At 58.1% G+C, this 21,499-nt stretch carries 19 protein-coding genes; 11 read left to right on the plus strand and 8 right to left on the minus strand.

All coding sequences use genetic code 11. The features are described from left to right. The first annotated feature begins 13 nt into the window (after positions 1–13). The 3 genes from murQ to HA41_RS19830 all read left to right on the plus strand — a co-directional run bounded on the left by murQ (position 14) and on the right by HA41_RS19830 (position 4,136). A complete protein-coding gene (gene murQ, locus HA41_RS19820) occupies positions 14–925 on the plus strand; it encodes an N-acetylmuramic acid 6-phosphate etherase (RefSeq protein WP_094122173.1) in 912 nt (303 codons plus the stop codon). Beyond that, positions 925–2,355, plus strand: a complete 1,431-nt coding sequence (gene murP / locus HA41_RS19825; RefSeq protein WP_094122174.1) for a PTS N-acetylmuramic acid transporter subunit IIBC — start codon at positions 925–927, stop codon at positions 2,353–2,355. The genes murQ and murP overlap by 1 nt, the downstream gene beginning before the upstream one ends. Positions 2,356–2,591: 236 nt before the next feature. Then, positions 2,592–4,136, plus strand: a complete 1,545-nt coding sequence (locus HA41_RS19830) for a methyl-accepting chemotaxis protein (RefSeq protein WP_094122175.1) — start codon at positions 2,592–2,594, stop codon at positions 4,134–4,136. Here HA41_RS19830 and HA41_RS19835 read toward each other — a convergent pair. Then, positions 4,133–5,098, minus strand: coding sequence for an AraC family transcriptional regulator (locus HA41_RS19835; protein ID WP_094122176.1), 966 nt, complete (start codon positions 5,096–5,098; stop codon positions 4,133–4,135). The genes HA41_RS19830 and HA41_RS19835 overlap by 4 nt on opposite strands. A 105-nt stretch (positions 5,099–5,203) precedes the next feature. Here HA41_RS19835 and HA41_RS19840 point away from each other — a divergent pair, with 105 nt between their 5' ends. From HA41_RS19840 to yncE, 3 genes are all read left to right on the plus strand, one after another. Further along, entirely contained in the window at positions 5,204–6,391 is a 1,188-nt protein-coding gene (locus tag HA41_RS19840; RefSeq protein ID WP_094122177.1) for an MFS transporter, read from the plus strand. Between the two features lie 212 nt (positions 6,392–6,603). After that, a complete protein-coding gene (locus tag HA41_RS19845; RefSeq protein WP_094122178.1) occupies positions 6,604–6,813 on the plus strand; it encodes a YdgH/BhsA/McbA family protein in 210 nt (69 codons plus the stop codon). 204 nt (positions 6,814–7,017) lie between these two features. Continuing rightward, entirely contained in the window at positions 7,018–8,070 is a 1,053-nt protein-coding gene (gene yncE / locus HA41_RS19850; protein ID WP_094122179.1) for a 7-bladed beta-propeller protein YncE, read from the plus strand. A 119-nt stretch (positions 8,071–8,189) separates the two neighbouring features. Here yncE and HA41_RS19855 read toward each other — a convergent pair whose 3' ends face one another. The 3 genes from HA41_RS19855 to sbmA all read right to left on the minus strand — a co-directional run bounded on the left by HA41_RS19855 (position 8,190) and on the right by sbmA (position 10,282). Beyond that, the gene (locus HA41_RS19855; RefSeq protein WP_094122180.1) at positions 8,190–8,489 is read right to left on the minus strand and encodes a helix-turn-helix domain-containing protein; all 300 of its coding nucleotides are present in this window, start codon (positions 8,487–8,489) and stop codon (positions 8,190–8,192) included. Then, complete coding sequence (locus HA41_RS19860; protein WP_094122181.1) at positions 8,486–8,842, minus strand: type II toxin-antitoxin system RelE/ParE family toxin; 357 nt, start codon at positions 8,840–8,842, stop codon at positions 8,486–8,488. The genes HA41_RS19855 and HA41_RS19860 overlap by 4 nt, the downstream gene beginning before the upstream one ends. Before the next feature lie 198 nt (positions 8,843–9,040). Beyond that, positions 9,041–10,282: a peptide antibiotic transporter SbmA gene (gene sbmA, locus HA41_RS19865; protein WP_094122182.1), complete on the minus strand. Its 1,242-nt coding sequence runs from the start codon at positions 10,280–10,282 to the stop codon at positions 9,041–9,043. A 274-nt stretch (positions 10,283–10,556) separates the two neighbouring features. On the opposite strand from sbmA, the gene HA41_RS19870 reads away from it, so the two are divergent. The 3 genes from HA41_RS19870 to HA41_RS19880 are packed head-to-tail and all read left to right on the plus strand — an operon-like array spanning position 10,557 to position 14,400. Next, positions 10,557–11,291 (plus strand): gluconate 2-dehydrogenase subunit 3 family protein, encoded by a 735-nt coding sequence (locus HA41_RS19870; RefSeq protein WP_094122183.1) that lies wholly within the window; start codon positions 10,557–10,559, stop codon positions 11,289–11,291. Between the two features lie 2 nt (positions 11,292–11,293). Then, positions 11,294–13,078, plus strand: coding sequence for a GMC family oxidoreductase (locus tag HA41_RS19875; protein ID WP_094122184.1), 1,785 nt, complete (start codon positions 11,294–11,296; stop codon positions 13,076–13,078). 11 nt (positions 13,079–13,089) lie between these two features. Beyond that, positions 13,090–14,400 (plus strand): c-type cytochrome, encoded by a 1,311-nt coding sequence (locus tag HA41_RS19880; protein ID WP_094122185.1) that lies wholly within the window; start codon positions 13,090–13,092, stop codon positions 14,398–14,400. 50 nt (positions 14,401–14,450) lie between these two features. Here HA41_RS19880 and HA41_RS19885 read toward each other — a convergent pair whose 3' ends face one another. Further along, a complete protein-coding gene (locus tag HA41_RS19885) occupies positions 14,451–15,863 on the minus strand; it encodes an MFS transporter (protein WP_094122186.1) in 1,413 nt (470 codons plus the stop codon). A gap of 369 nt (positions 15,864–16,232) precedes the next feature. Between HA41_RS19885 and HA41_RS19890 the strand changes: the two genes are divergently transcribed. Both HA41_RS19890 and nadS read left to right on the plus strand, forming a co-directional pair. After that, positions 16,233–16,580, plus strand: coding sequence for a type II toxin-antitoxin system RelE/ParE family toxin (locus HA41_RS19890; RefSeq protein ID WP_094122187.1), 348 nt, complete (start codon positions 16,233–16,235; stop codon positions 16,578–16,580). Further along, positions 16,567–16,851, plus strand: coding sequence for a NadS family protein (gene nadS, locus HA41_RS19895; protein ID WP_094122188.1), 285 nt, complete (start codon positions 16,567–16,569; stop codon positions 16,849–16,851). The genes HA41_RS19890 and nadS overlap by 14 nt, the downstream gene beginning before the upstream one ends. A gap of 99 nt (positions 16,852–16,950) precedes the next feature. Here nadS and abgT read toward each other — a convergent pair whose 3' ends face one another. From abgT to HA41_RS19910, 3 genes are all read right to left on the minus strand, one after another. After that, positions 16,951–18,468 carry a p-aminobenzoyl-glutamate transporter gene (abgT, locus tag HA41_RS19900; RefSeq protein ID WP_094122189.1) on the minus strand — a complete coding sequence of 506 codons (1,518 nt, stop codon included), beginning with the start codon at positions 18,466–18,468 and terminating at the stop codon, positions 16,951–16,953. 165 nt (positions 18,469–18,633) lie between these two features. After that, positions 18,634–20,076 (minus strand): M20 family metallopeptidase, encoded by a 1,443-nt coding sequence (locus HA41_RS19905; protein WP_094122190.1) that lies wholly within the window; start codon positions 20,074–20,076, stop codon positions 18,634–18,636. Then, the gene (locus HA41_RS19910; protein WP_094122191.1) at positions 20,073–21,386 is read right to left on the minus strand and encodes an amidohydrolase; all 1,314 of its coding nucleotides are present in this window, start codon (positions 21,384–21,386) and stop codon (positions 20,073–20,075) included. Before HA41_RS19910 ends, HA41_RS19905 begins: the two co-directional genes overlap by 4 nt. Positions 21,387–21,499 lie beyond the last annotated feature (113 nt).

Genomic DNA, 21,499 nt, shown 5'->3' on the forward strand with positions numbered 1-21,499 from the left:
TACGGAGTCTGCTATGAAAATTGACCTCAGCCAGATGATCACCGAAGGCCGTAATCCTGCCAGCCAGAACATTGACGAACTGTCGACCGAAGCGATGTTGCGCGTCATTAATGATGAAGATAAAAAAGTGGCTCTGGCGGTGGAAGCGATTATTCCGCAGATCGCCACGGCGGTTGACGCCATCTGCGCGGCGTTTCAGGCCGGTGGACGCCTGATCTATTGCGGCGCAGGTACCTCGGGACGGCTGGGCATTCTGGATGCCAGTGAGTGCCCGCCAACCTTTGGTACGCCACGGGAACAGGTGACAGGGCTGATCGCCGGGGGTCATAAGGCCATTCTGCAGGCGGTAGAAAACGCCGAAGATAACCGGGAGCAGGGCGCGCAGGATCTGCGCGATATCCACTTCAGCCGCCAGGATGTGCTGGTCGGCATCGCCGCCAGCGGCCGCACCCCTTACGTGCTGGGTGCGCTGGCCTATGCTGATGAGCTCGGTGCCACCACCGTCGCGCTGACCTGTAATCCCGGCAGTCCGATGTCGCAGGCCGCCGCCATTGCCCTGACACCGGTGGTGGGGCCGGAAGTGGTCACCGGCTCGTCGCGTATGAAAGCGGGAACCGCCCAGAAACTGGTACTTAACATGCTGACCACCGGCGCGATGATCCGCAGCGGTAAAGTCTACGGCAACCTGATGGTGGATGTGGAAGCGACCAATCAGAAGCTGGTGCAGCGGCAGGTCAACATCGTGAAGCAGGCAACCGACTGTGATGATGCGAGAGCCAGCAATGCGCTGAACGCCTGTGGTGGCCACTGCAAAACGGCGATCCTGATGGTGCTGGCCGGACTGACGGCAGATGAAGCGAAGACGCTGCTGGGACAACATCAGGGCTTTATCCGCCAGGCCCTGCAGGCAGCGGGAGCACGCTGATGGCGAAAATCACCGACGCACTGTTGCACGACATCCTGCAGGCGGTCGGCGGCGCGCAAAATATCGCGGCCTGCGGCAACTGCATGACCCGGCTGCGGCTGACGCTCAGCCAGCCCGAACGGGTCGATCTCTCCCGGCTGAAAAGCCTGCCGGGCGTACTGGGGGTGATCGACAGTGACGCCCAGCTGCAGATTGTGCTGGGTCCCGGTAAAGCGCAGACCGCCGCCGAAAGGATGCAGACCTTACTGGCACAGGGCGACACGCCGGCGCTCGGCGAACTGGCCGCACAGCACAAGCAACAATTAAAGGCGAAACAGACCAGCGGCCTGCATCAGTTCCTGTCGCGCTTCGCCACTATCTTTACTCCGCTTATTCCGGGCTTTATCGGCGCGGGCTTACTGCTGGGTTTTGCCACCCTGATTGAACAGAGCCTGCACCTGAATACGCCGGGCGACCATGCGCCGTGGCTGCTGCACAGCGTGGCCTACATGAAGGTGTTCGGCAAAGGGTTGTTCACCTTTCTCAGCATCCTGATTGGCTATAACGCGCAGAAGGCGTTTGGCGGCAGCGGGGTGAATGGCGCGATCATCGCCTCACTGTTTGTGCTCGGCTATATCCCGACCGCAACCGTCGGCTATTACAGCGGAATGGAGAGCTTTTTTGGCCTGACCATCGACCCGCGCGGCAATATTATTGGCGTGCTGCTGGCGGCGATCATCGGGGCGGGTATTGAAAAGCAGATCCGCAAAATCATCCCGGATAATCTGGATATGATCCTCACTTCACTGTTTACGCTGCTGATCACCGGTGCGATCACCTACCTGCTGATTATGCCGCTGGGTGGCGAGCTGTTTAAAGGAATGTCCTGGCTGTTTATTCACCTCAATAACAACCCTTTTGGCTGTGCGTTGCTGGCCGGACTGTTTCTGATCGCCGTGATGTTCGGTATTCATCAGGGCTTCATTCCGGTCTATTTTGCGCTGATGGAAACCCAGGGATTCAATTCGCTGTTCCCGATCCTGGCGATGGCAGGTGCGGGTCAGGTCGGTGCCTCACTGGCGTTATGGTGTAAGGCGGAAAAAGGGGCGCTGCTGCGGGCGCAAATCAAAGGGGCGATTGTGCCGGGGCTGCTTGGCGTCGGCGAACCGCTGATTTATGGCGTCACGCTGCCGCGCCTCAAGCCGTTTATCACCGCCTGTGGCGGCGGCGCGCTGGGTGGTTTCTTCATTGGCCTGGTGGCGTGGCTGGGCCTACCGGTCGGCATGAATACTGTGTTTGGCCCGTCCGGACTGGTGACGCTGCCGCTGATGACTTCCAGCCAGGGCATTTTTGCCGGCATGGCGGTCTATCTGGCGGGGCTGCTGGTGGCGTGGGTCGGGGGATTTCTTCTCACCTGGTGGTTTGGCACCCGCAATGTAGATCTCAGCTGAAGTTGTGGCCCGTCGCTCAGTTATCCTCCAGACGTGCTAACGAATGAATAAATGAAAAATGGTGAAAGCCGCTGCAAAGCGGCTTTTTTATTGCCGACAATTAAGTGAAAACGCTAAAGAGAGTGATGAGGCGTGCCGAAAACATAAAAAAAGATAATCGTTATTTCTCTCCCCAATCTTTCCACGCTGGCATTGACTGGCAGCGTGCAGGGCATGGGTACTCAAGGACTCTTGTGATGCGTAACAACCAGCCCGTTTCCCAGCGTGAATATCTGTTCGATGATCATGCGACCCTGATGTCGACCACCGATCTCAACAGCTACATCACCTATGCCAATGATGCGTTTATTGAGGCGAGCGGATTTACCACCGAAGAGATCAATGGTCAGCCACATAATATGGTGCGTCACCCCGATATGCCGCCCGAGGCTTTTGCCGATATGTGGGCGACCCTGAAACAGGGCGAGCCCTGGACCGCGCTGGTGAAAAACCGCCGTAAAAATGGCGATCACTATTGGGTACGCGCCAACGCCATTCCGGTGGTCCGTGACGGCAGTGTGCAGGGCTATATGTCGGTACGCACCAAACCGGGCGCGGACGAGGTACGTCAGGCCGAAGCGTTGTATCAGGATTTTCAGGCAGGACGCGCGAAAGGGCGACGTTTTTACAAGGGTCTGGTGGTGCGCAGCGGCTGGCGTCGTCCCGCCTCACTCCTGAAAACCCTGCCGCTTCGCTGGCGCATCCGCAGCACGCTGTTGACCTTATTGCCGCTGTCGGTGGCAGGGGTCTGGGCGCTGGGCGTGACGCCGACCGCGCTGGGCGGCTTCACCGCAGGCATGGCGGCGCTGCTGGCGCTAGCCAGCCTGTGGCTGGAGCAGCAGATCTCGCGGCCTATCGAGCGAATGTGCAAACAGGCGCTGAGCGTGGCAACCGGTGCCAGTCATAAAGTCGAGCAGATGGATCGGGTGGATGAAGTCGGCGTGACGCTGCGCGCCATCGGCCAGCTCGGACTTATGTTCCGCTGGCTGGTCGATGACGTCAGCGGACAGGCCATCAACGTGCTCAGCGCCAGCGATGCTATTGCCCGCAGCAATAACGAACTGAGTCGCCGCACTGAGCAGGCGGCGGCCAACGTGCAGCAAACCGCCGCCACCATGAATGAAATGACCGCGACGGTGAAAAGCAACACCGAAACCGCTCATGAAGTGAATACCCTGTCGTCAGATACCAGCAGCGCGGCGATGAAAGGCGGCGATGTGATGAAAGAGATGATGGAGATGATGGGCGAAATTGCTGACAGCTCAAAGCGTATCGCCAACATTACCAGCGTGATCGACGGCATTGCCTTCCAGACTAATATCCTGGCACTTAACGCGGCGGTTGAAGCGGCGCGCGCTGGTGAGCAGGGCAAAGGGTTTGCGGTGGTGGCAGGTGAAGTGCGTAGCCTGGCGCAGCGCAGCGCCAAAGCCGCCAGTGAAATTAAATCCCTGGTGGAAACCAGCGCCAGCCGGGTGCAATCCGGTAATGATCACGCCAGTGAGGCCGGCCGGACCATGGAGGATATCGTGTCGCAGGTGCAGAACGTCACGGCACTGATTGCACAGATCAGCGCGGCCACCGCTGAACAGGCGACGGCGTTGAGCGAAGTCAGCAGCGCGGTAGAAGATCTCGATGACATCACCCACCAGAACGCCGCCCGCGTGGCCGAAAGCGCTGAAGCCTCTGGCCGGATGACGCATCAGGCTAACCGCCTGGTGGAGGCGATCAGCGTCTTTCGCTAAGAGGCCAGCGCCTGGGCGTTCTCGCGTCCGGCGCGCAGCGCACCCGGTGACTGACCGACGATACGCTTAAAGGCGCGACTGAAGGCGGCAATCGAGCCGTAGCCGAGATGAAAGGCGACAGCTTCCACCGCTTCACCGTTATTCACAATGCGCTGCACCGCCAGCCGCATCCGCAACTCGGTCAGGTAACGCAGCGGCGTCATGCCCGTGGCGTTAAGAAAGCGTTCGGCAAACACCGAACGCGAGCAGCCCGCCACGCGCGCCAGTCGCGCTACCGTCCAGTTCTCACCCGGTTCGCGGTGCATGGCGGCAATGGCCTGACTGAGCCGTGGGTCGCGCATCGCCTGTACCAGCCCGCTACTTTTGCCGCAGCCGTTTTCCACCCAGCCGCGCACAATCAGCGCCGCCACCACGTCCGCCAGCCGCGAAAGGATGCCGGCAAAGCCCGCCTGGCGGGTACGCGACTCGCGCTCCATCGCTTCCAGAATCGGCCGGATCTCCGGATATTGCGACAGCAGGGTGCTGACCAGCATCACATCCGGCATGGTATTGATCAGCGGCTGCATCCCTCCGAGTTCAAACGCCATACAGGCACTGAACAGCAGCACGCTGTGCGCATCGTCGCCGGCATCGGCTGGCGCATTAATGGCGCAGACGCTGTCGCAGATCGGCTTGCTGGTCATAGAGGCGATGCACTGGCAATCCGCCTCTTCGCTGGAGATCAGGCTATGCGGTTTACCGTGTGGCACCAGCAGCGCATCGCCACTATTAAGCTGAAACACCTCGCCTGAGGCGCTGCGCACCAGCAGCGAGCCGCGTCCGACAAAGTGAAACTGCGCCCGGCCTGGCGAATTTTCGAAGCGCAATCCAAACGGGGCGCTGACCGCGATGCGCTGATAGTTCACGCCGTACAGCCGCATTCCCATCAGCAGTTCACTGGTCAGATCTTCATAATGGCTCATGTGAATCCAGACGAATTATCAAAAATGACGGTGTAAGCATCATAGATCGTCTTGCGTCTGCCCTCTATGCTCACACTTACTTTTTTTTCCATCCGGAGAAGCAGCATGAGTCTGACAACCGAAGTGGCTGATGAGGTTTCCTCGCCCGCCCGCCCCGCGTGGGGCGCGGTATTTGCTATGGCGTTTGGCGTATTCAGCCTGATTACCGCCGAATTTTTACCGGTCAGTTTACTGACGCCAATGGCCCACAGCCTCGGCGTCTCCGAAGGCCAGGCGGGCCAGACCGTCACCATCACCGCGCTGGTTGCGCTGTTCACCAGTCTGATCACCGCCAGCGTCACCCGACGGATTGACCGCCGCATCGTGATGCTGGTGTTTTCGCTGCTGCTGATCGCTTCAGCGCTGATGGTGGCGCTGGCCGGTGACCTGACGACGATCCTGCTGGCGCGCGTGCTGCTGGGGATGGCGATTGGCGGCTTCTGGACGCTATCGACTGCCATTACCATGCGACTGGTACCGGCCGATCAGGTGCCGCGTGCGTTATCGATTGTCTTCAGCGGCATCTCGCTGGCAACGATCATTGCAACGCCGCTCGGCAGTTACCTCGGTGGTCTGGTCGGCTGGCGTAACATCTTTATGCTGACCGCCGGCTTAGGCGCGGTGGCGCTGCTGTGGCAGTTCTTTACCCTGCCCGCGATGCCGGCAGAGAACAAGGCACGCAGTGGCGGGGTACTGGATCTGCTGCGGATCGGCGTGATGCGCTGGGGTATGCTGGCCGTCATCATGATGTTTACCGGTCACTTCGCCTTCTTTACCTATCTGCGTCCGTTCCTGGAAAGCGTTGCCCAGCTGAATCTCAACCAGCTGTCGCTGGCGCTGCTGGCCTTTGGCGTGGCGAACTTTTTTGGCACCTCGCTGGCCGGCTATCTGGTGACCCGCAGCGTATCGCTGACCCTGAGCGGCATGGCGCTGCTGATGAGCCTCACCGCGCTGTTGCTGGTGAGCTTCGGCGACGTCAGCTGGCTGGTTGGCGTCGGTGTGGCGGTATGGGGCATGGCGTTTGGTTCGATGCCGACCGGCTGGTCGACCTGGATTTCACGCGCGGTGCCGGATGATGCCGAATCCGGCGGCGGCTTACTGGTGGCAACCATCCAGCTGGCGATCACCGTTGGGGCAGCGGCAGGCGGCTGGATGTTTGACCTGCGCGGCGCAGGCGGAGTGTTCCTCGCCAGCGGGGTACTGATGCTGCTGGCGGCGCTGACGATCTTCAGCCGGGTACGGCACCACGGCTAATCAGCATAAGGCAGCGTTTTATGCTGCCTTTATTTTTCATAGTGGATTATTAACCTTTTGAGCGATAACTGTGCGATACGTGCTTTTTATCATCAGTTTTATTGAATGAGATGAGCAAAAGTCTCCGCTTTTTACTGATCAAGATTCGGCCTAGTATATCTATCAACAAGGCAGCATGCCTTATCAGATAAAACTTAATCGAGGAATTGACCATGAAATCTATCAAAACTTTTGCAGCAGTTATCGCGCTCTCTGTTCTTCCATTCGCCAGCTTCGCCCAGTCTGTGACCGCTATCGACTCTACGCTCGACGGTGCTGAAGCGAAAATCGCTGCTCAGGCGCAGGAACATGGTGCTTCGTATAAAATCACCGAAGCTTACACCAACAACGGCGTTCACATGACCGCTGAGCTGCTGAAATAAACTGCGCGTTACCCTCTTGTGCTGACAGGACGCCCCCGGGCGTCCTGGCGGCGTTGTCCGCTGATCAATAATAATCCTGTCTCTTTCCCTCCGAAATAATTATTATTCTCAAAAACATTCTCATCTGATCGTTCAGATGCTTTCTGGTTGCACTGTCGGGCTTTCTTTTCATCGCGTTTGCGGTGAATTAACTATGGAGAAGTTATGAAAGCGTTAATCAATACCCGCTGGGCGTTGCGTCCTCTGATGTTGGCAACCGCGCTGTTTTCTGCGTCAGGATTAGTGATCGCGCAGGCAGACGATATCAATCAGCCGATCGGCAAAGGCGTATATGAACTGGCCGTCAGTCCAAAGGATAACGCCCTGTTTGTCGCCTCATCGCAGAACAGCAGCGGCAACGGCGGCACAGTGTTCCGTCTCGATCCCACCACGCTGGCGGTACAGCAGTCGATCAATACCGAACTAAAGGCATTTGGCGCGGCGATCAATCCGCAGACAAATGTGCTTTACGTCGGCAACACCGTTGAGGGTTCGCTGACCGCCATCGATGCCAGCAGCGGAAAAGTGCTGAACACTCTGGTACTGGATAGCCGTAAGCGCAGTGAAACGGTGCGTCCGCTCCAGCCGCGTCAGGTGGCGGTCGATGTCAAAACCAATCGCGTCTATGTTACCGGGCTGGGACCGCAGAGTGTGGTCTGGGTGGTGGATGGCAGTACCCTGCAATTGATCAGCACCGTGCCGAATACCGGCAAAATGGGAACCGGTCTGGCGGTCGATTCGGCGGCGCAGAAAGTCTACGTGACCAACGGCGACGGTGAACTGGTCACCATCAACGCCCGCACCCATGCCGTGGAGAAAAAGCAGAAGATCGATGGCGATAAAGCGCACTTTTTCCTGAACATTGCGCTGGATACGCGCGGTCAGCGTGCCTTCCTCAGCGATTCGAAGCAGGCGCAGGTGCTGGTGGTGGATCTACGCACACAGCAGGTGATCCAGCGGATCGCTGTGCCGGAGTCGCTGGCGGTGCTGTTCAATCCGGATCGTAATGAGCTCTATGTCACCCATCGTAAAGCGGGTGAAGTCAGCATCATCGATGCCAGCAGCTACAATGTGAAGCGCAGCGTGAAAACCCCCGGTTTACCCAACAGCCTGGCGCTCTCTGCTGACGGCAAAGCGTTGTATGTCAGCGTGAAGCAGCCGGGTTCGCGTAAAGCGCCACCAAAAGATCCTGACAGCGTAATGCGGATTGCACTGTAAAAGGTGATCGCCGCTTATCGGCACGGAGAAGCCGTTTAACCCCGGCGTTGTGTACTCTGAAGCCACTCTGACGAGTGGCTTTTTGCCGTAAAAAAGCCCGCAGTTGCGGGCTTGACTGTTCAGATGCGAAAGGCAACGCTTTTTCCGGTCGGCAGTTCCACACTCAGACTGAGTTTTCCTCCCATTGACTCAATGTAGCGTTTAAGCGTGGCAACCTTAATTTCGTTGCCGCGCTGCTCAATCTGAGCAATTGCCGGCTGACGCACACCCATTGCCTCGGCAAGGGTCTTTTGCGATAACTGAAGCTCTTCACGTATCATCTGCAGCCCGACTTCTAACACCATCTCATCAGACATTTTTTTGATTCGGGCCTGACTCTCCGGTGAGAAGTCAGCAATAATCTCATCCAGGGTTCTCATTTTTTACTTTCCTTCTCCTGTTCAGCGAGCCAGGCTGAGAATTCATCATCAGCGATGCGTATCATTCTGTTATAGAAGTGTTTGTTCTGCGTTTTATCGCCTGCACACAGCACGATAGCCTGGCGGATCGGATCAAAGGCATAAAATGCACGGATCGGCTTACCTGAAAACTGGACACGCAGTTCCTTCATATTCCTGTACCGGGAGCCTTTCAGCGTATCGGCATAGGGCCGAGGCAAGTCAGGACCGTAGACTTTTAACTTTCCCAGGTCCGCTAACATCTTTTCCTGTAGCGCTTGCTCTTGCTCGCTTAACCAGATTTCAAACCGCTGGCTTAAAAGTACCGTCCACATGACATACCTCCCTGTATGCGTCATGACGTATGCGTTAAACAATATAAGCTGTAGCTTATAAATGCAAGCCAGCTAATCATCCTGCCGGATAGCTTTTTGCTATAAAAAAGCCCGCTGACGCGGGCCAGAAGCTGAGGTTATTCCCGACCGAGGCGTGAAGCCGATCACGCTAGCTACAGTGTCGCTATCCTTAATCGATCAGACCTCTTCTGACGCTTCGCGCATCATCTCATCGTGCGGGATATCATCCAGAATCTGCTCAAAACTGCGCAGACGCTTGTAGATCGACATCAGTTCAACCAGCGTTGACCATGAAGCGATCAGGTACTGGAATGAGCCGCGTACCTGGTCAAACACGTTGGTGATCTGGTTCAGCAGGCCCAGCGTGATGGTGCCCGCCACAATCGATGGAAACAGCAGAAACAGACCAAACACATTATCGACCTGCAGGTAAAGGATGCGGGTGATATTGAAGTAAAGGTAGTGGAAGTAGAGACGGAAGTAGTTAACCCGTACCCGGCTGAACAGCTCCTGCACCGTCTGTGGCCGGGCACGGTCAGCATTATCTTCACCATACACCAGCTCTTTACGGTAAGCCGCCTCCACCCGCTGATTACGAAACTCCAGTCCGGGTAATTTAATCCCGACGATTGCCAGTAATCCGGTACCAAACACCGACCACAACACCGCCGCAATCACCAGCGCATAAGGAATGTTACCGAGGAACGGTATATCTTTGACATGGTGTGACAGCGCCACCAGCACCGGTAAAAAGGCCACCAGCGTCATGATCGCCTGAATAAAGCTGACACCCCAGTCCTCCAGCGTGGAGGCGAACCGCATAGTGTCTTCCTGCACACGCTGGGCGGCCCCTTCAACGTGACGCAACCGCTGCCAGTTGTGCATGTAGTAATTGTTCATGGCGGTACGCCAGCGGAAAACCCAGTGGCTGACAAAGAAGGAGTTGAGCACCCCAATCACCACAGCAATCAGCGCAATGCCGAGAAATGCCCGAACTTCATGATAAAACTCGGCAATTTGCACCGAACCCGCCTTGGTCAGCGCTTTCTGAATCAGATCATAAAATGGACCATACCAGGCGTTGACCGCTACGCCGACCTGCACGCCAAACCAGGTGACAAAGATAATCAGCGCCGAGCCCCACACCGACCAGCGCTGCCACGGATGATTATCAATCAGCCGCCAGGCGAGGGCAAAAAGGGTCACCATTACCCAGTAATAAAGATAAAACCACAGCTGGCTGGCGGCGATAAACCGCGTGGCAGTGGTCGGCAATGGCTGTTTCATTGCAGCTTCTAACGTCGGCCACATACCAGGCAAATGCGCGGCAAAGCCAAACCAGGCAAAAATCGCTAACAAACTCCAGATGGCCGCTGAGCTGAAAAACAGCGCTGGCCGCGGAAAAAAAGACTTAAACATAGGCACTCCGCTGTTGTGTGTTGCCTGTTATAACGTTTTGCCTGCCTGATGTCTGCAGTCTGTTGTTTCTGCTCATTTCAGTAAGGAGATGGATGTTAATGAAATTGTGCGGTTTTGTTTCGGAGACCTAAATCTTTCTCGATAGCAGTGTTACACTAGCGCCCACTGTTACCGGTAACAATGAAGCTGTAACCCTTAATCCGCTAATAAAAACCATAACAACGCAACCATTTATCCTTTCATACCGCTTAAACGGCGGGAATGAGGCAATGTCATGTCAGAACAAAAAAAGGGTCATTCACGCAGGGATTTTTTGCTGAAGACTATTACCCTGGCGCCAGCAATGGCGGTAGGCACCACGGCGATGGGCGCACTGTCGCTGCCGCTGGCGGCACAGGCGGCTGAGACCCCGGTCGCGCCGCAACAGGCACGGGACTACCAGCCAGCCTGGTTCACCGCCGAAGAGTTTGCGTTTATCACCGCTGCCGTTGCGCGTCTGATCCCAAACGATGAACGCGGTCCTGGCGCGCTGGAGGCTGGCGTACCTGAGTTTATCGATCGTCAGATGAACACCCCGTACGCCACCGGCTCCAACTGGTATATGCAGGGACCGTTTAATCCCGACCTGCCCAAAGAGCTGGGCTACCAGCTGCCGCTGGTACCGCAGCAGATCTATCGCCTCGGCATTGCTGACGCCGATCGCTACAGCCAACAGCAGCACGGCAAGGTGTTCGCACAGCTCAGCGGCGAGCAGCAGGATGCCTTACTGCAGGCGATGGAAAGCGGCAGCGCGCAATTCAGCCAGTTACCGGCCAACACCTTCTTTGCGTTTCTGCTGCAAAACACCCGCGAAGGCTTCTTCAGCGATCCCATCCACGGCGGCAATCAGGGGATGGTGGGCTGGAAACTGATCAACTTCCCTGGCGCACGCGCCGACTTTATGGACTGGGTAGAGCGCGGTGAACGTTATCCGTTCCCGTCAGTGTCGATTCGCGGGGAGAGAGCGTAAGCATGGCAAACGAAATGAAAAAAGTGGATGCGGTAATTGTCGGCTTCGGCTGGGCAGGCGCGATCATGGCGAAAGAGCTGACCGAGGCGGGCCTCAACGTGCTGGCGCTGGAGCGCGGACCGCATCGCGATACCTATCCTGACGGCGCTTATCCGCAGTCAATTGACGAGCTGACCTATAACGTTCGCAAAAAACTGTTCCAGGACCTCTCTAAGAGCACCGTCACTATCCGACATGATGCTTCGCAGACCGCGGTCCCTTATCGCCAGCTGGCGGCGTTTCTGCCGGGTACCGGCACCGGCGGTGCGGGCCTGCACTGGTCCGGCGTCCATTTCCGCGTCGATCCGATTGAACTGCAGATGCGCAGCCATTACGAAGAGCGCTACGGCAAGAACTTCATTCCGGAAGGCATGACGATTCAGGACTTCGGCGTCAGCTACGACGAACTGGAGCCGTTCTTCGACAAGGCGGAAAAGGTGTTTGGTACTTCAGGCAGCGCCTGGAGCATCAAAGGTAAAGTGGTGGGGAAAGAGAAGGGCGGTAACCCGTTTGCGCCCGATCGCTCAGATAATTTCCCGCTGCCCGCGCAGAAGCGCACGTATTCGGCGCAGCTGTTCGCTCAGGCGGCGGAATCAGTGGGCTATCACCCTTACGATCTGCCGTCGGCGAACACCTCCGGCCCTTACACCAATCCGTATGGCGCGCAGATGGGCCCGTGCAACTTCTGCGGTTTTTGCAGTGGCTATGCCTGCTACATGTATTCCAAAGCCTCGCCGAACGTCAATATTCTGCCCGCGCTGCGCCAGGAACCGAAGTTTGAGCTGCGCAACAATGCCTATGTGCTGCGCGTTAACCTCACCGACGACAAAAAGCGCGCCACCGGCGTGACCTATGTTGATGGCCAGGGTCGCGAGCAGGTGCAGCCGGCAGATCTGGTGATCCTCTCCGCCTTCCAGTTCCACAATGTGCATCTGATGCTGCTGTCGGGTATCGGCAAGCCTTACAACCCGATCACCAACGAAGGTACCGTCGGCCGTAACTTCGCCTATCAGAACCTCTCGACGCTGAAAGCGCTGTTCGACAAAAACACCACCACTAATCCGTTTATCGGTGCGGGTGGCGCGGGCGTCGGCATTGATGATTTCAACGCCGATAACTTCGATCACGGTCCGCATGGCTTTGTCGGCGGTTCGCCATTCTGGGTCAACCAGGCGGGCACCAAACCGGTCTCCGGCCTGCCGGTGCCAACGGGTACGCCGGGCTGGGGCAGCCAGTGGAAAGCCGCGGTGGCAGATACCTACACCCATCACCTGTCGATGGATGCCCACGGTGCGCACCAGTCCTATCGCGCGAACTACCTTGATCTCGATCCGAACTACAAAGATGCCTATGGCCAGCCGCTGCTGCGCATGACCTTTGACTGGCAGGAGAACGACATCAAAATGGCGCAGTTCATGGTCGGCAAGATGCATAAAATCGCCGAAGCGATGAACCCGAAAATGATCATTGGCGGCGCGAAAAAGCCAGGTGCCCATTTCGACACTACCGTCTATCAGACCACCCACATCAGCGGTGGCGCGATCATGGGCGAGGACCCGAAAACCAGTGCGGTCAACCGCTACCTGCAAAGCTGGGATGTGCCAAATGTGTTCGTGCCAGGGGCTTCCGCGTTCCCGCAGGGACTGGGCTACAACCCGACCGGTATGGTGGCAGCGCTGACTTACTGGTCAGCCAGAGCGATTCGTGAGCAGTACCTGAAAAACCCAGGTCCACTGGTGCAGGCATAAGGAACATGGCGATGAAAAATGGCATTCTGGCCCTGATTCTGGGCACCCTGACCTTCGCCGCACTGGCGGATGACAACCAGGACGAGCTGGTGAAGCGGGGCGAGTATCTGGCGCGAGCCGGTGACTGTGTGGCCTGTCACACTGCGAAAGACGGCGCGGCGTTTGCGGGCGGCCTGCCGATGGCGACGCCGATTGGCACTATCTACTCCACCAATATCACGCCCGATGCGGCGACCGGCATTGGCGACTACAGCTACGACGACTTCCAGAAGGCGGTACGTCACGGCGTGGCGAAAAATGGCGATACGCTCTATCCGGCGATGCCGTTTCCCTCTTACGCGGTGGTCAGCGATGAAGACATGAAGGCGCTGTATGCCTACTTCATGCACGGCGTGGCGGCGGTGAAGCAGCCGAATAAAGAGAGCGACATTCCGTGGCCGCTGTCGATGCGCTGGCCGCTGGCGATCTGGCGTACGGTATTTGCGCCGGAAGTGAAGGCGTTCCAGCCCGCGGAACAGGAAGATCCGGTGCTGGCGCGGGGTCGTTACCTGGTGGAAGGTCTGGGCCACTGTGGCGCCTGCCACACGCCGCGCAGCATCACCATGCAGGAGAAGGCGCTGACCAACGAGGAAGGCAGTGACTATCTGGCCGGCAGCAGCGCGCCGATTGATGGCTGGACCGCCAGCAACCTGCGTGGCGATAACCGCGACGGCCTGGGCCGCTGGAGTGAGGAGGATTTGCGCCAGTTCCTGCGCTATGGCCGTAACGATCAGACCGCCGCCTTTGGTGGTATGACCGAGGTGGTTGAGCACAGCCTGCAGCATCTGAGTGACGCGGATATCACCGCCATTGCGCGCTATCTGAAGTCGCTGGGCGCGAAAGATCCACACCAGACCGTCTTCAGCGTTGATGACGCTACCGCCAAAGCGCTGTGGAAAGGCGACGACAGCGCAACCGGCGCGTCGGTCTATGTCGACAGCTGCGCCGCCTGTCATAAAACCGACGGCAGCGGCTATCAGCGCTTCTTCCCGGCGCTACGTGGCAATCCGGTGGTGCAGGCCGATGATCCGACCTCGCTGATCCATATCGTGCTGGTGGGTGGACAACTGCCTGGCGTGAAGGGCGCACCGTCGACCATTACCATGCCGGCGTTCGGCTGGCGGCTCGACGATCAGCAGGTTGCTGACGTGGTGAACTTCGTGCGGAACAGCTGGGGCAACAAGGCGTCTGAACCGGTCAGCGCAAAGCAGGTCGCAGAGCTGCGTAAAGATGAGAAAGATCGCCTGGGCAGTGCCGATATCCGGGTACTGGAAGGCAAGTAAACTGCAATAAAGCGGGCCGGTACCCTGAAGTACCGGCCGCTTCTTTTCCGCTAAATATTCTCCAGATCAATGCCGCGGGTCTTCGGTCCGTACACGCCCACCGACAGCATCACAATCAACATACTCAGTACGATAAAGGCGATCACGCCAGGGGTACCGGCGTACTGCAAAATCACGCCGATCAGAATACTGCTGAATACGGTAGAGAGACGGCTGAATGAATAGCAGAAGCCAACAGCACGGGCGCGAATGTGGGTCGGGAAGATCTCGGTCTGATAGGCGTGATAGCTGAAGGTCAGCCAGGCGTTGGACCAGGTGATCAGAAAACCACAGGCGATCAGCATCAGCGGCTGGGTCTGGAAGGCGAACAGCGTGCCGAACACCACGGTCATCAGCGACGACAACACGATCTGCCATTTATTCTCCAGCTTATCCGCGTAGCGGCTGGAGATCAGCGAACCGAGCGGATAGGCCAGGGTGATAAAAAAGGCGTACAGCAGACTGTGGGTCACCGTGGTGCCGCTGCCCGACAGCAGCGCAGGCAGCCAGTTACCAAAACCAAAAAAGCCGATCGCCTGGAAGAAGTTCATCACCACCAGCATCAGGGTGCGCTGGCGCCAGGCGGGTGACCAGATTTCACGGAAACGCCCCTGCTTTGGCAGCTGTGCGGCGGCGTCATCGGGCGGAAAGGGCGCACCGGGCGTCAGGCCGCAGCGTTGCTCCATGGTAGAAAGCACCTGGTGTGCCTGCTGATGACGGCCCTGTTGCGCCAGCCAGCGCGCCGATTCCGGCAGGTTTTTGCGGATCAGCCAGATCACCAGTGAACAGACCGCACCGGCGATCACCACCCAGCGCCAGCCTTCGAGGCTGAGCAGCGTTTGTGGCACCAGCCACCAGGACATCAGCGCCACAGCCGGCACCGACAGAAACTGCACGAAAAAGGCGAAGGCGAACGCCCGGCTGCGCAGATGACTGGGCACCCACTCTGACAGATAGGTGTCGATGGTGACCAGCTCGACCCCAAGGCCGATACCCACCAGCAGGCGGAACAGGATAATCATCTCTGCGCTCTGCTGAAACGCCATCAGCAGTGAAAACAGGCCGTACCACAACAGCGCGCACATAAAAGTCAGACGGCGGCCAAAACGGTCAGCGTAAGGAGCCAGCAGGCTGGCACCGATAAACAGACCGAGAAAGGTGGCAGAAGCAAACGCTGCCTGATCGGAGAATCCGAACACGCCAGCGCCGCCGGTATGAAACAGTCCGGCCGCCAGCAGGCCGGAGCTGATATAGCCGGTTTCAAACAGATCGTAGAGTTCGAAAAATCCGCCCAGCGCCAGCAGGGTGATAAAGCGCCATAATCCGGCGGACGAGGGCAGTGCATCAATACGGCCAGCTAAGCTGGAACGGGAGGCCGATGCGGCAGGCATCGGCGTGATCCCGGTGGTAACAGTGGTTGTCATGTCAGGGCAGACCTCGGGCAGTGTTTGCAGGAATCGCAGGGCAGATGTTTATTAAAATAGTTAACCCTTAGCACGCGAAGAAATAGCAGAATAATCAATTCGCCGGCGGTTGCCGAGAGGCATGTTGGTGAGTTTTTAGCAACGTACGTTGCACTTTTCGCCGTCCGTGGCGTTGTGCCTTACGGCAGATGCGGCCAGGGTACGATCGGCATGCGGTAAGTTCCGGCGATATCTCTTTCTGGTAACGCTGTAACATGACCCGTCCGGCTGCAAAAAAGAGATACGCGCTCCCAGCTACTTTTTGTTGCCTATTTTTCCGGCACTAATTATGGTGTACTATGTACTCCTCATGGAAGAGAGGAGTACAGGATGAGTCAGGCGATTGAATTTATCGAGACCCCGATGTTTACCCGGCAAATCAATCAGATTGCTACGGATGAAGAACTCCGGGAGCTTCAGAAGGTGCTTATTGCGTCACCAGATAAAGGTGATCTCATCCAGAAAACCGGCGGGCTGCGTAAAATCAGGATGGCGACGGGTCATCAGGGGAAAAGCGGCAGCGCGAGGGTGATTTACTTTCTGGCCACCGCTGAGGTGATTTACCTGGTGATGGCTTACCCGAAGAGCATCAAAGACAGTCTCACTGACGCGGAAAAAGCCGAGCTGAAGAAGCTGACACAACGACTGAAAAATGAGGTGAACGATGAGTTTTTTTGACGAGCTGAAAGCATCGCTGGAAGAAGCCGTAGAGATCAAAAACGGTATCAGAGAGCCCGCCCGCGTTACCCGCCACACGCTGGCTGATGTGAAGGCTATCAGGGCACAGCTGAACGTCTCACAGAGCGAGATGGCGGCGGCACTGGGAACCAGCCTTGATACCATAAAGAGCTGGGAAACCGGACGCCGTTATCCGACCGGACTGGCAGCGAAGGTGCTGGCGGCTATTCAGGCAAACCCGGAATTTTTTCAGGAACTGGCGGCGCACTGAAGCGCTGTTAAAAGACAGGCGGAGCCGTTCAAAGAGTACTGGTGCCACAGAAAATCTAATACGCGCCACCGATGAAGCCTCCATCGGTGGCGTTATGCATTACGGCAGATGCGGATAGATGCCCGGTCCGATCGGCAGTCCCAGCCAGTACCACACTACCAGCAGCGCAATCCAGCTGATAAAGAACACCAGCGGATAGGGGAAGATCAGCACATAGTAGGTGCCGAGCTGCGCATCTTTCTGGTATCGCTGCAAAAAGGCGAGGAACAGCGGCAGGAACGGCGACATCGGCGCCAGCGGCAGCACCGCTGAATCGGCAATACGGAAAATCATCTGCGCAAAGGCGGGATGAAAGCCGAGCAGCATAAACATCGGCACAAATACCGGTGCCAGAATTGACCAGATCGCCGAGCCGCTGGCGATAAACATGCAGAGAAACGCCGACAGGAACATCAGCCCGAGAAAGGCGGGCGCACCGCTGATGCCTGCGCTTTCCAGCACGTCGGTCAGGCCGATCGCCATAAACTTGCCCATGTTGCTCCAGTTAAAGAACGCCACGAACTGCGACAGCGGAAACACCATCACGATAAAGCCTGCCATCCCCTTCATCGGATCGACCAGCAACTGGGGAATATCGTCCGGACGGCGGATCTGACGGGTCACCACGCCATAGGCAATCGCCACCACAAAGAAAAACAGGATGATGATCGGCACGATACCCTGAATAAACGGCGAGGGAATAATGGCCCCGCTGGTGGGATTACGCAGCGGCGCATTCTCCGGTACCACCAGCAGCGCCATCAGAGCGATGAACAGCAGCGCAGCAATCCCGGCGGCCCGCAGGCCACGGTTCTCCAGCGGCGTAAGGGCGGCCAGCTTTTCACCGCTGCCCTGCCACTGCGGCAGGCGCGGCTCAACAAATTTATCGGTCAGCAGCGCCCCGACAAAGGTCAGTACAATCACCGAGGTCGCCATAAAAAACCAGTTATCGATGACGCTGACATGCACCGTGTCGCTGACCGCTTTGGCCGCTTCGGTACTGATGCCGGAAAGCAGCACGTCGGTGGTCACGATCAGTAGATTGGCGGTAAAGCCCGATGCGACACCGGCAATCGCCGCCAGCAATCCCGCCACCGGATGACGGCCGACCGCCAGGAAGATCAGCGCGCCCAGCGGCGGCATCACCACCAGCGCCGCGTCGGAAGAGATATGACTGAAAAAGGCGATAAACAGCACCATGTAACTGGCGTAGCGACGGTTGACGCGCGACGCCATCTTCACCATCAGCGACTGCAATAAGCCCACTTTTTCCGCCAGACCGGCACCAATCACCAGCGCCAGAATCGATCCCAGCGGGGTAAAGCTGCTGAAGTTTTTAATGATGTTGGGCAGGATCCACTGAATACCGGCGACGCTCAGCAGGTTATTCACCCGCACTATTTCACCGTTGCTGGGGTTTTTAACCGCCAGATCCAGCGCACTGATAATGGCAGTGGCGACCATCAGCACCACAATCAAATAGACAAACAGTAAAAACGGATTAGGAACTTTATTTCCCACCCGCTCAACCCAGCTAAAAATTCGCCCGGGGCTGCGGTTCTCTGATGTTGCTTCCATAGTTTCTGGTCTCGTCTTGTGTCCCGTCATCCGTGGTCGCGTTCGCTGTCGCCGGTCGCTGAGTGAGACGTCCGGCGATAGGTTACAAACGGCACAGCGGAATCCGGGAAGGTGTTTGCAATAATATTTTTTATAGCGGTCCGCGCCGGTGACGCGGCCGTTGGCTCATTCGGCCAGTTTTGTGGGTGTGATCCCCGCCGGGATCGGGCAGTGATAGGGCTGTGAGGCGCGAACCCGGTCGAACTCTGCCTGACAGCGGGCCAGCGCCGCCGGATCCTGCAACAGCGTAACGACGGTGGCGGCCATCACTTTGCCCGCCAGAAACATCCCCTTATGCCCGATGCTGGTGCGACCCTGCGCCACCAGCTGCCAGGTATGCAGTGGCGTACCGAAGGTGAAGCAGGGTGCAAAGCACTGGGCGGTCGGCGTCACCCAGCTGACATCCCCGACATCCGTGGAGCCATACAGCAGCTCGCGGGTCACTGCATAGGGCGCGACCTGATCCATAAACAGCCTGTCACCCAGCTGCTCAACCCAGGCCTGGCCTGCTTCGCCGCCGGTTCGGGCTGCGTTGAGCCGCGCATTGCGCAGATCGTCGTCGGTCAGGGTGGCACGTATCTCTGCCGCGAATGCCCGCTCCTCGTCGCTGTAGTCGGGCAGACCAAACTGATGCAAATAACGCTCCATCACCGCTTCCAGCGCGCGATTGGGCACGTAGTCAGAGCAGGCTTTGTCAAAACGCACCGTCAGAGTGGTGTCGGTCATCAGCGCCGCGCCGCGGGCGATATTGATCACCCGCTGGTAAATATCCTGCGCCTGCTGCAGTTCCGGCGCGCGGATCAGGTAGAGTACTTCCGCATCAGCCTGCACCACATTCGGCGAGACGCCGCCGCTGTTAGTGACTGCATAGTGCAGCCGCGCTTCCTGTACGATGTGTTCACGCAGAAAGTTGGCCCCGGTGTTCATCAGGGTAACCGCATCCAGTGCGCTGCGACCGAGGTGCGGTGAGTTAGCGGCATGTGCCGCGATCCCTTTGAAGCTGAACGCCGCCTGGATATTGGCGAGGGTGCGCAGATTAAACATCCCGCTGAAGCCTTCGGGATGCCAGGTTACCGCAGCATCGACATCGTCAAACAGCCCTTCGCGCACCATAAAGGTTTTGCCGGAGCCACCTTCTTCACCGGGACAGCCGTAAAAGCGCACCGTTCCGCCGGTATGATGTTGCTGCATCCAGGCTTTTACCGCACTGGCCGCCGCCACGCCTGCGGTACCGAGCAGGTTATGGCCGCAGCCGTGACCATTGCCGTTGGCTTCCAGCGGTTGGGGGCGGGCGCATCCCGCCTGCTGGCTCAGGCCCGCCAGCGCATCAAACTCGCCAAGAATGGCAATCACCGGTTTACCGCTGCCGAAGCTGGCGATAAAGGCGGTATCCAGGCCGCCCACGCCGCGTTCTACCGTGAAGCCCTCCTCCGCCAGCGCATCGGCCAGCAGTGCGGACGATCGGATCTCGGCAAAGCGGGTCTCCGGTGTATCCCAGATAGCATCACTCAGGGCGCTGAAGCGCGCCTGATGACGGTCGATATACTCTGCAATGAACGCTTCCATCATTGGTCACCGCCAAACTGCGCCTGATTCAGCGCCAGAGTTGCCAGCATCGCGATCGCCACCGGCATCACCTGCTCATCAAAGTCGAACTTCGCGTTATGGTGTCCCGCCGCCAGATCGCAGCCGAAAATGGCATAGGAAGCCTGACCGCCTCGCTGTTTCACCCGCTCCATCATGTAAGTGGCATCTTCCGAACCGGCCGCCTGAGCCTTACGATCAACCACCGAATCGAAGACCCCCAGCGCCTCCGCCTGCTGATGGATAAAATCGACCCAGGGCTGGGTTGGGGTGCAGCTGCGGGCGGCGCCCATCAGCGTGACCTGATGTTCAACGCCATACATCGCCGCCGCGCCAGCGATGACCCGCAGCGCCTGCTGATAGATGTCATCGTTAACCTGATTGGTGACGCCACGGGTTTCGACTTTCAGCAGCGCACAGTCGGGCACCACGTTACGCCCGGTACCGGCCTGCAGTACGCCAACGTTAACGCGCGCCACACCGCCGCTGTGCTGGGTAAGACCGTGCAGCGCCAGCGTTGCCTGAGCCGCCGCCAGCAGGGCATTGCGACCCTCTTCCGGCCGGCCACCGGCATGGGCGCCGACGCCAGTAAAATTGACGTCGAGTTTGGTGGTGGCGAGGAAACTGTCGCTGCCGCACACCAGTTCGCCCGCCGGCACGCCGGTGCCGAGATGAATGGCGGTGAACAGGTCAACATCATCCACCACGCCAGCCGCCACCATCGCTCTGGCACCGCGCACGCCCTCTTCGGCGGGCTGGAAAATGATTTTAATCGTGCCGCTCAGCTGGTCTTTCATCGCCATCAGCACCGAGGCGAGGCCGAGGCCGATGGTGGTGTGGCCGTCGTGGCCGCAGGCGTGCATCATGCCGGGATTGCAGGAGGCAAAGCCTTCACGCTGTGGCAGGTGATCTTCCGCCTGACTCTCATTGAGATCGAGCGCGTCCATATCGACACGGAAGCCGATCACCGGGCCGGGACGGCCGGTCTCCAGCGTGGCGACGATGCCGCAAAAACCGCCGGAGAAGTGGCTGATCCACTGCGGTAACGCGCCCTGCTGCAGCGCCCGCGCCTCCTGCTGCTTCAGCACGGTCTCGCTGGGTAAGCCCATACGCGCATCGGCATCGATCACCTCACGGCCCAGCTGCAACTGATAACCCAGCTTATGCAGTTCGTCGGCTACCCGGGTGGCGGTGCGGAACTCCAGCCAGCCAGATTCTGCATAGTGATGGAACTCCCGGCGCCAGCTTTTGAGCTGCGCCAGCCGGGCGCTGATAAGGTCGGAAAGGGTGTTCATCGGCACTGTCCTTACTGTTGGTTTTTTATGCACTGCCTCGAATCTACACAATGGTATTAGCCGGCATAAGATGCGAATATCTTGTGACTGATAAACAACGGTTATCACAAAAT

This window comes from Pantoea conspicua (genome assembly GCF_002095315.1).
Classification (GTDB): Bacteria; Pseudomonadota; Gammaproteobacteria; order Enterobacterales; family Enterobacteriaceae; genus Pantoea; species Pantoea conspicua.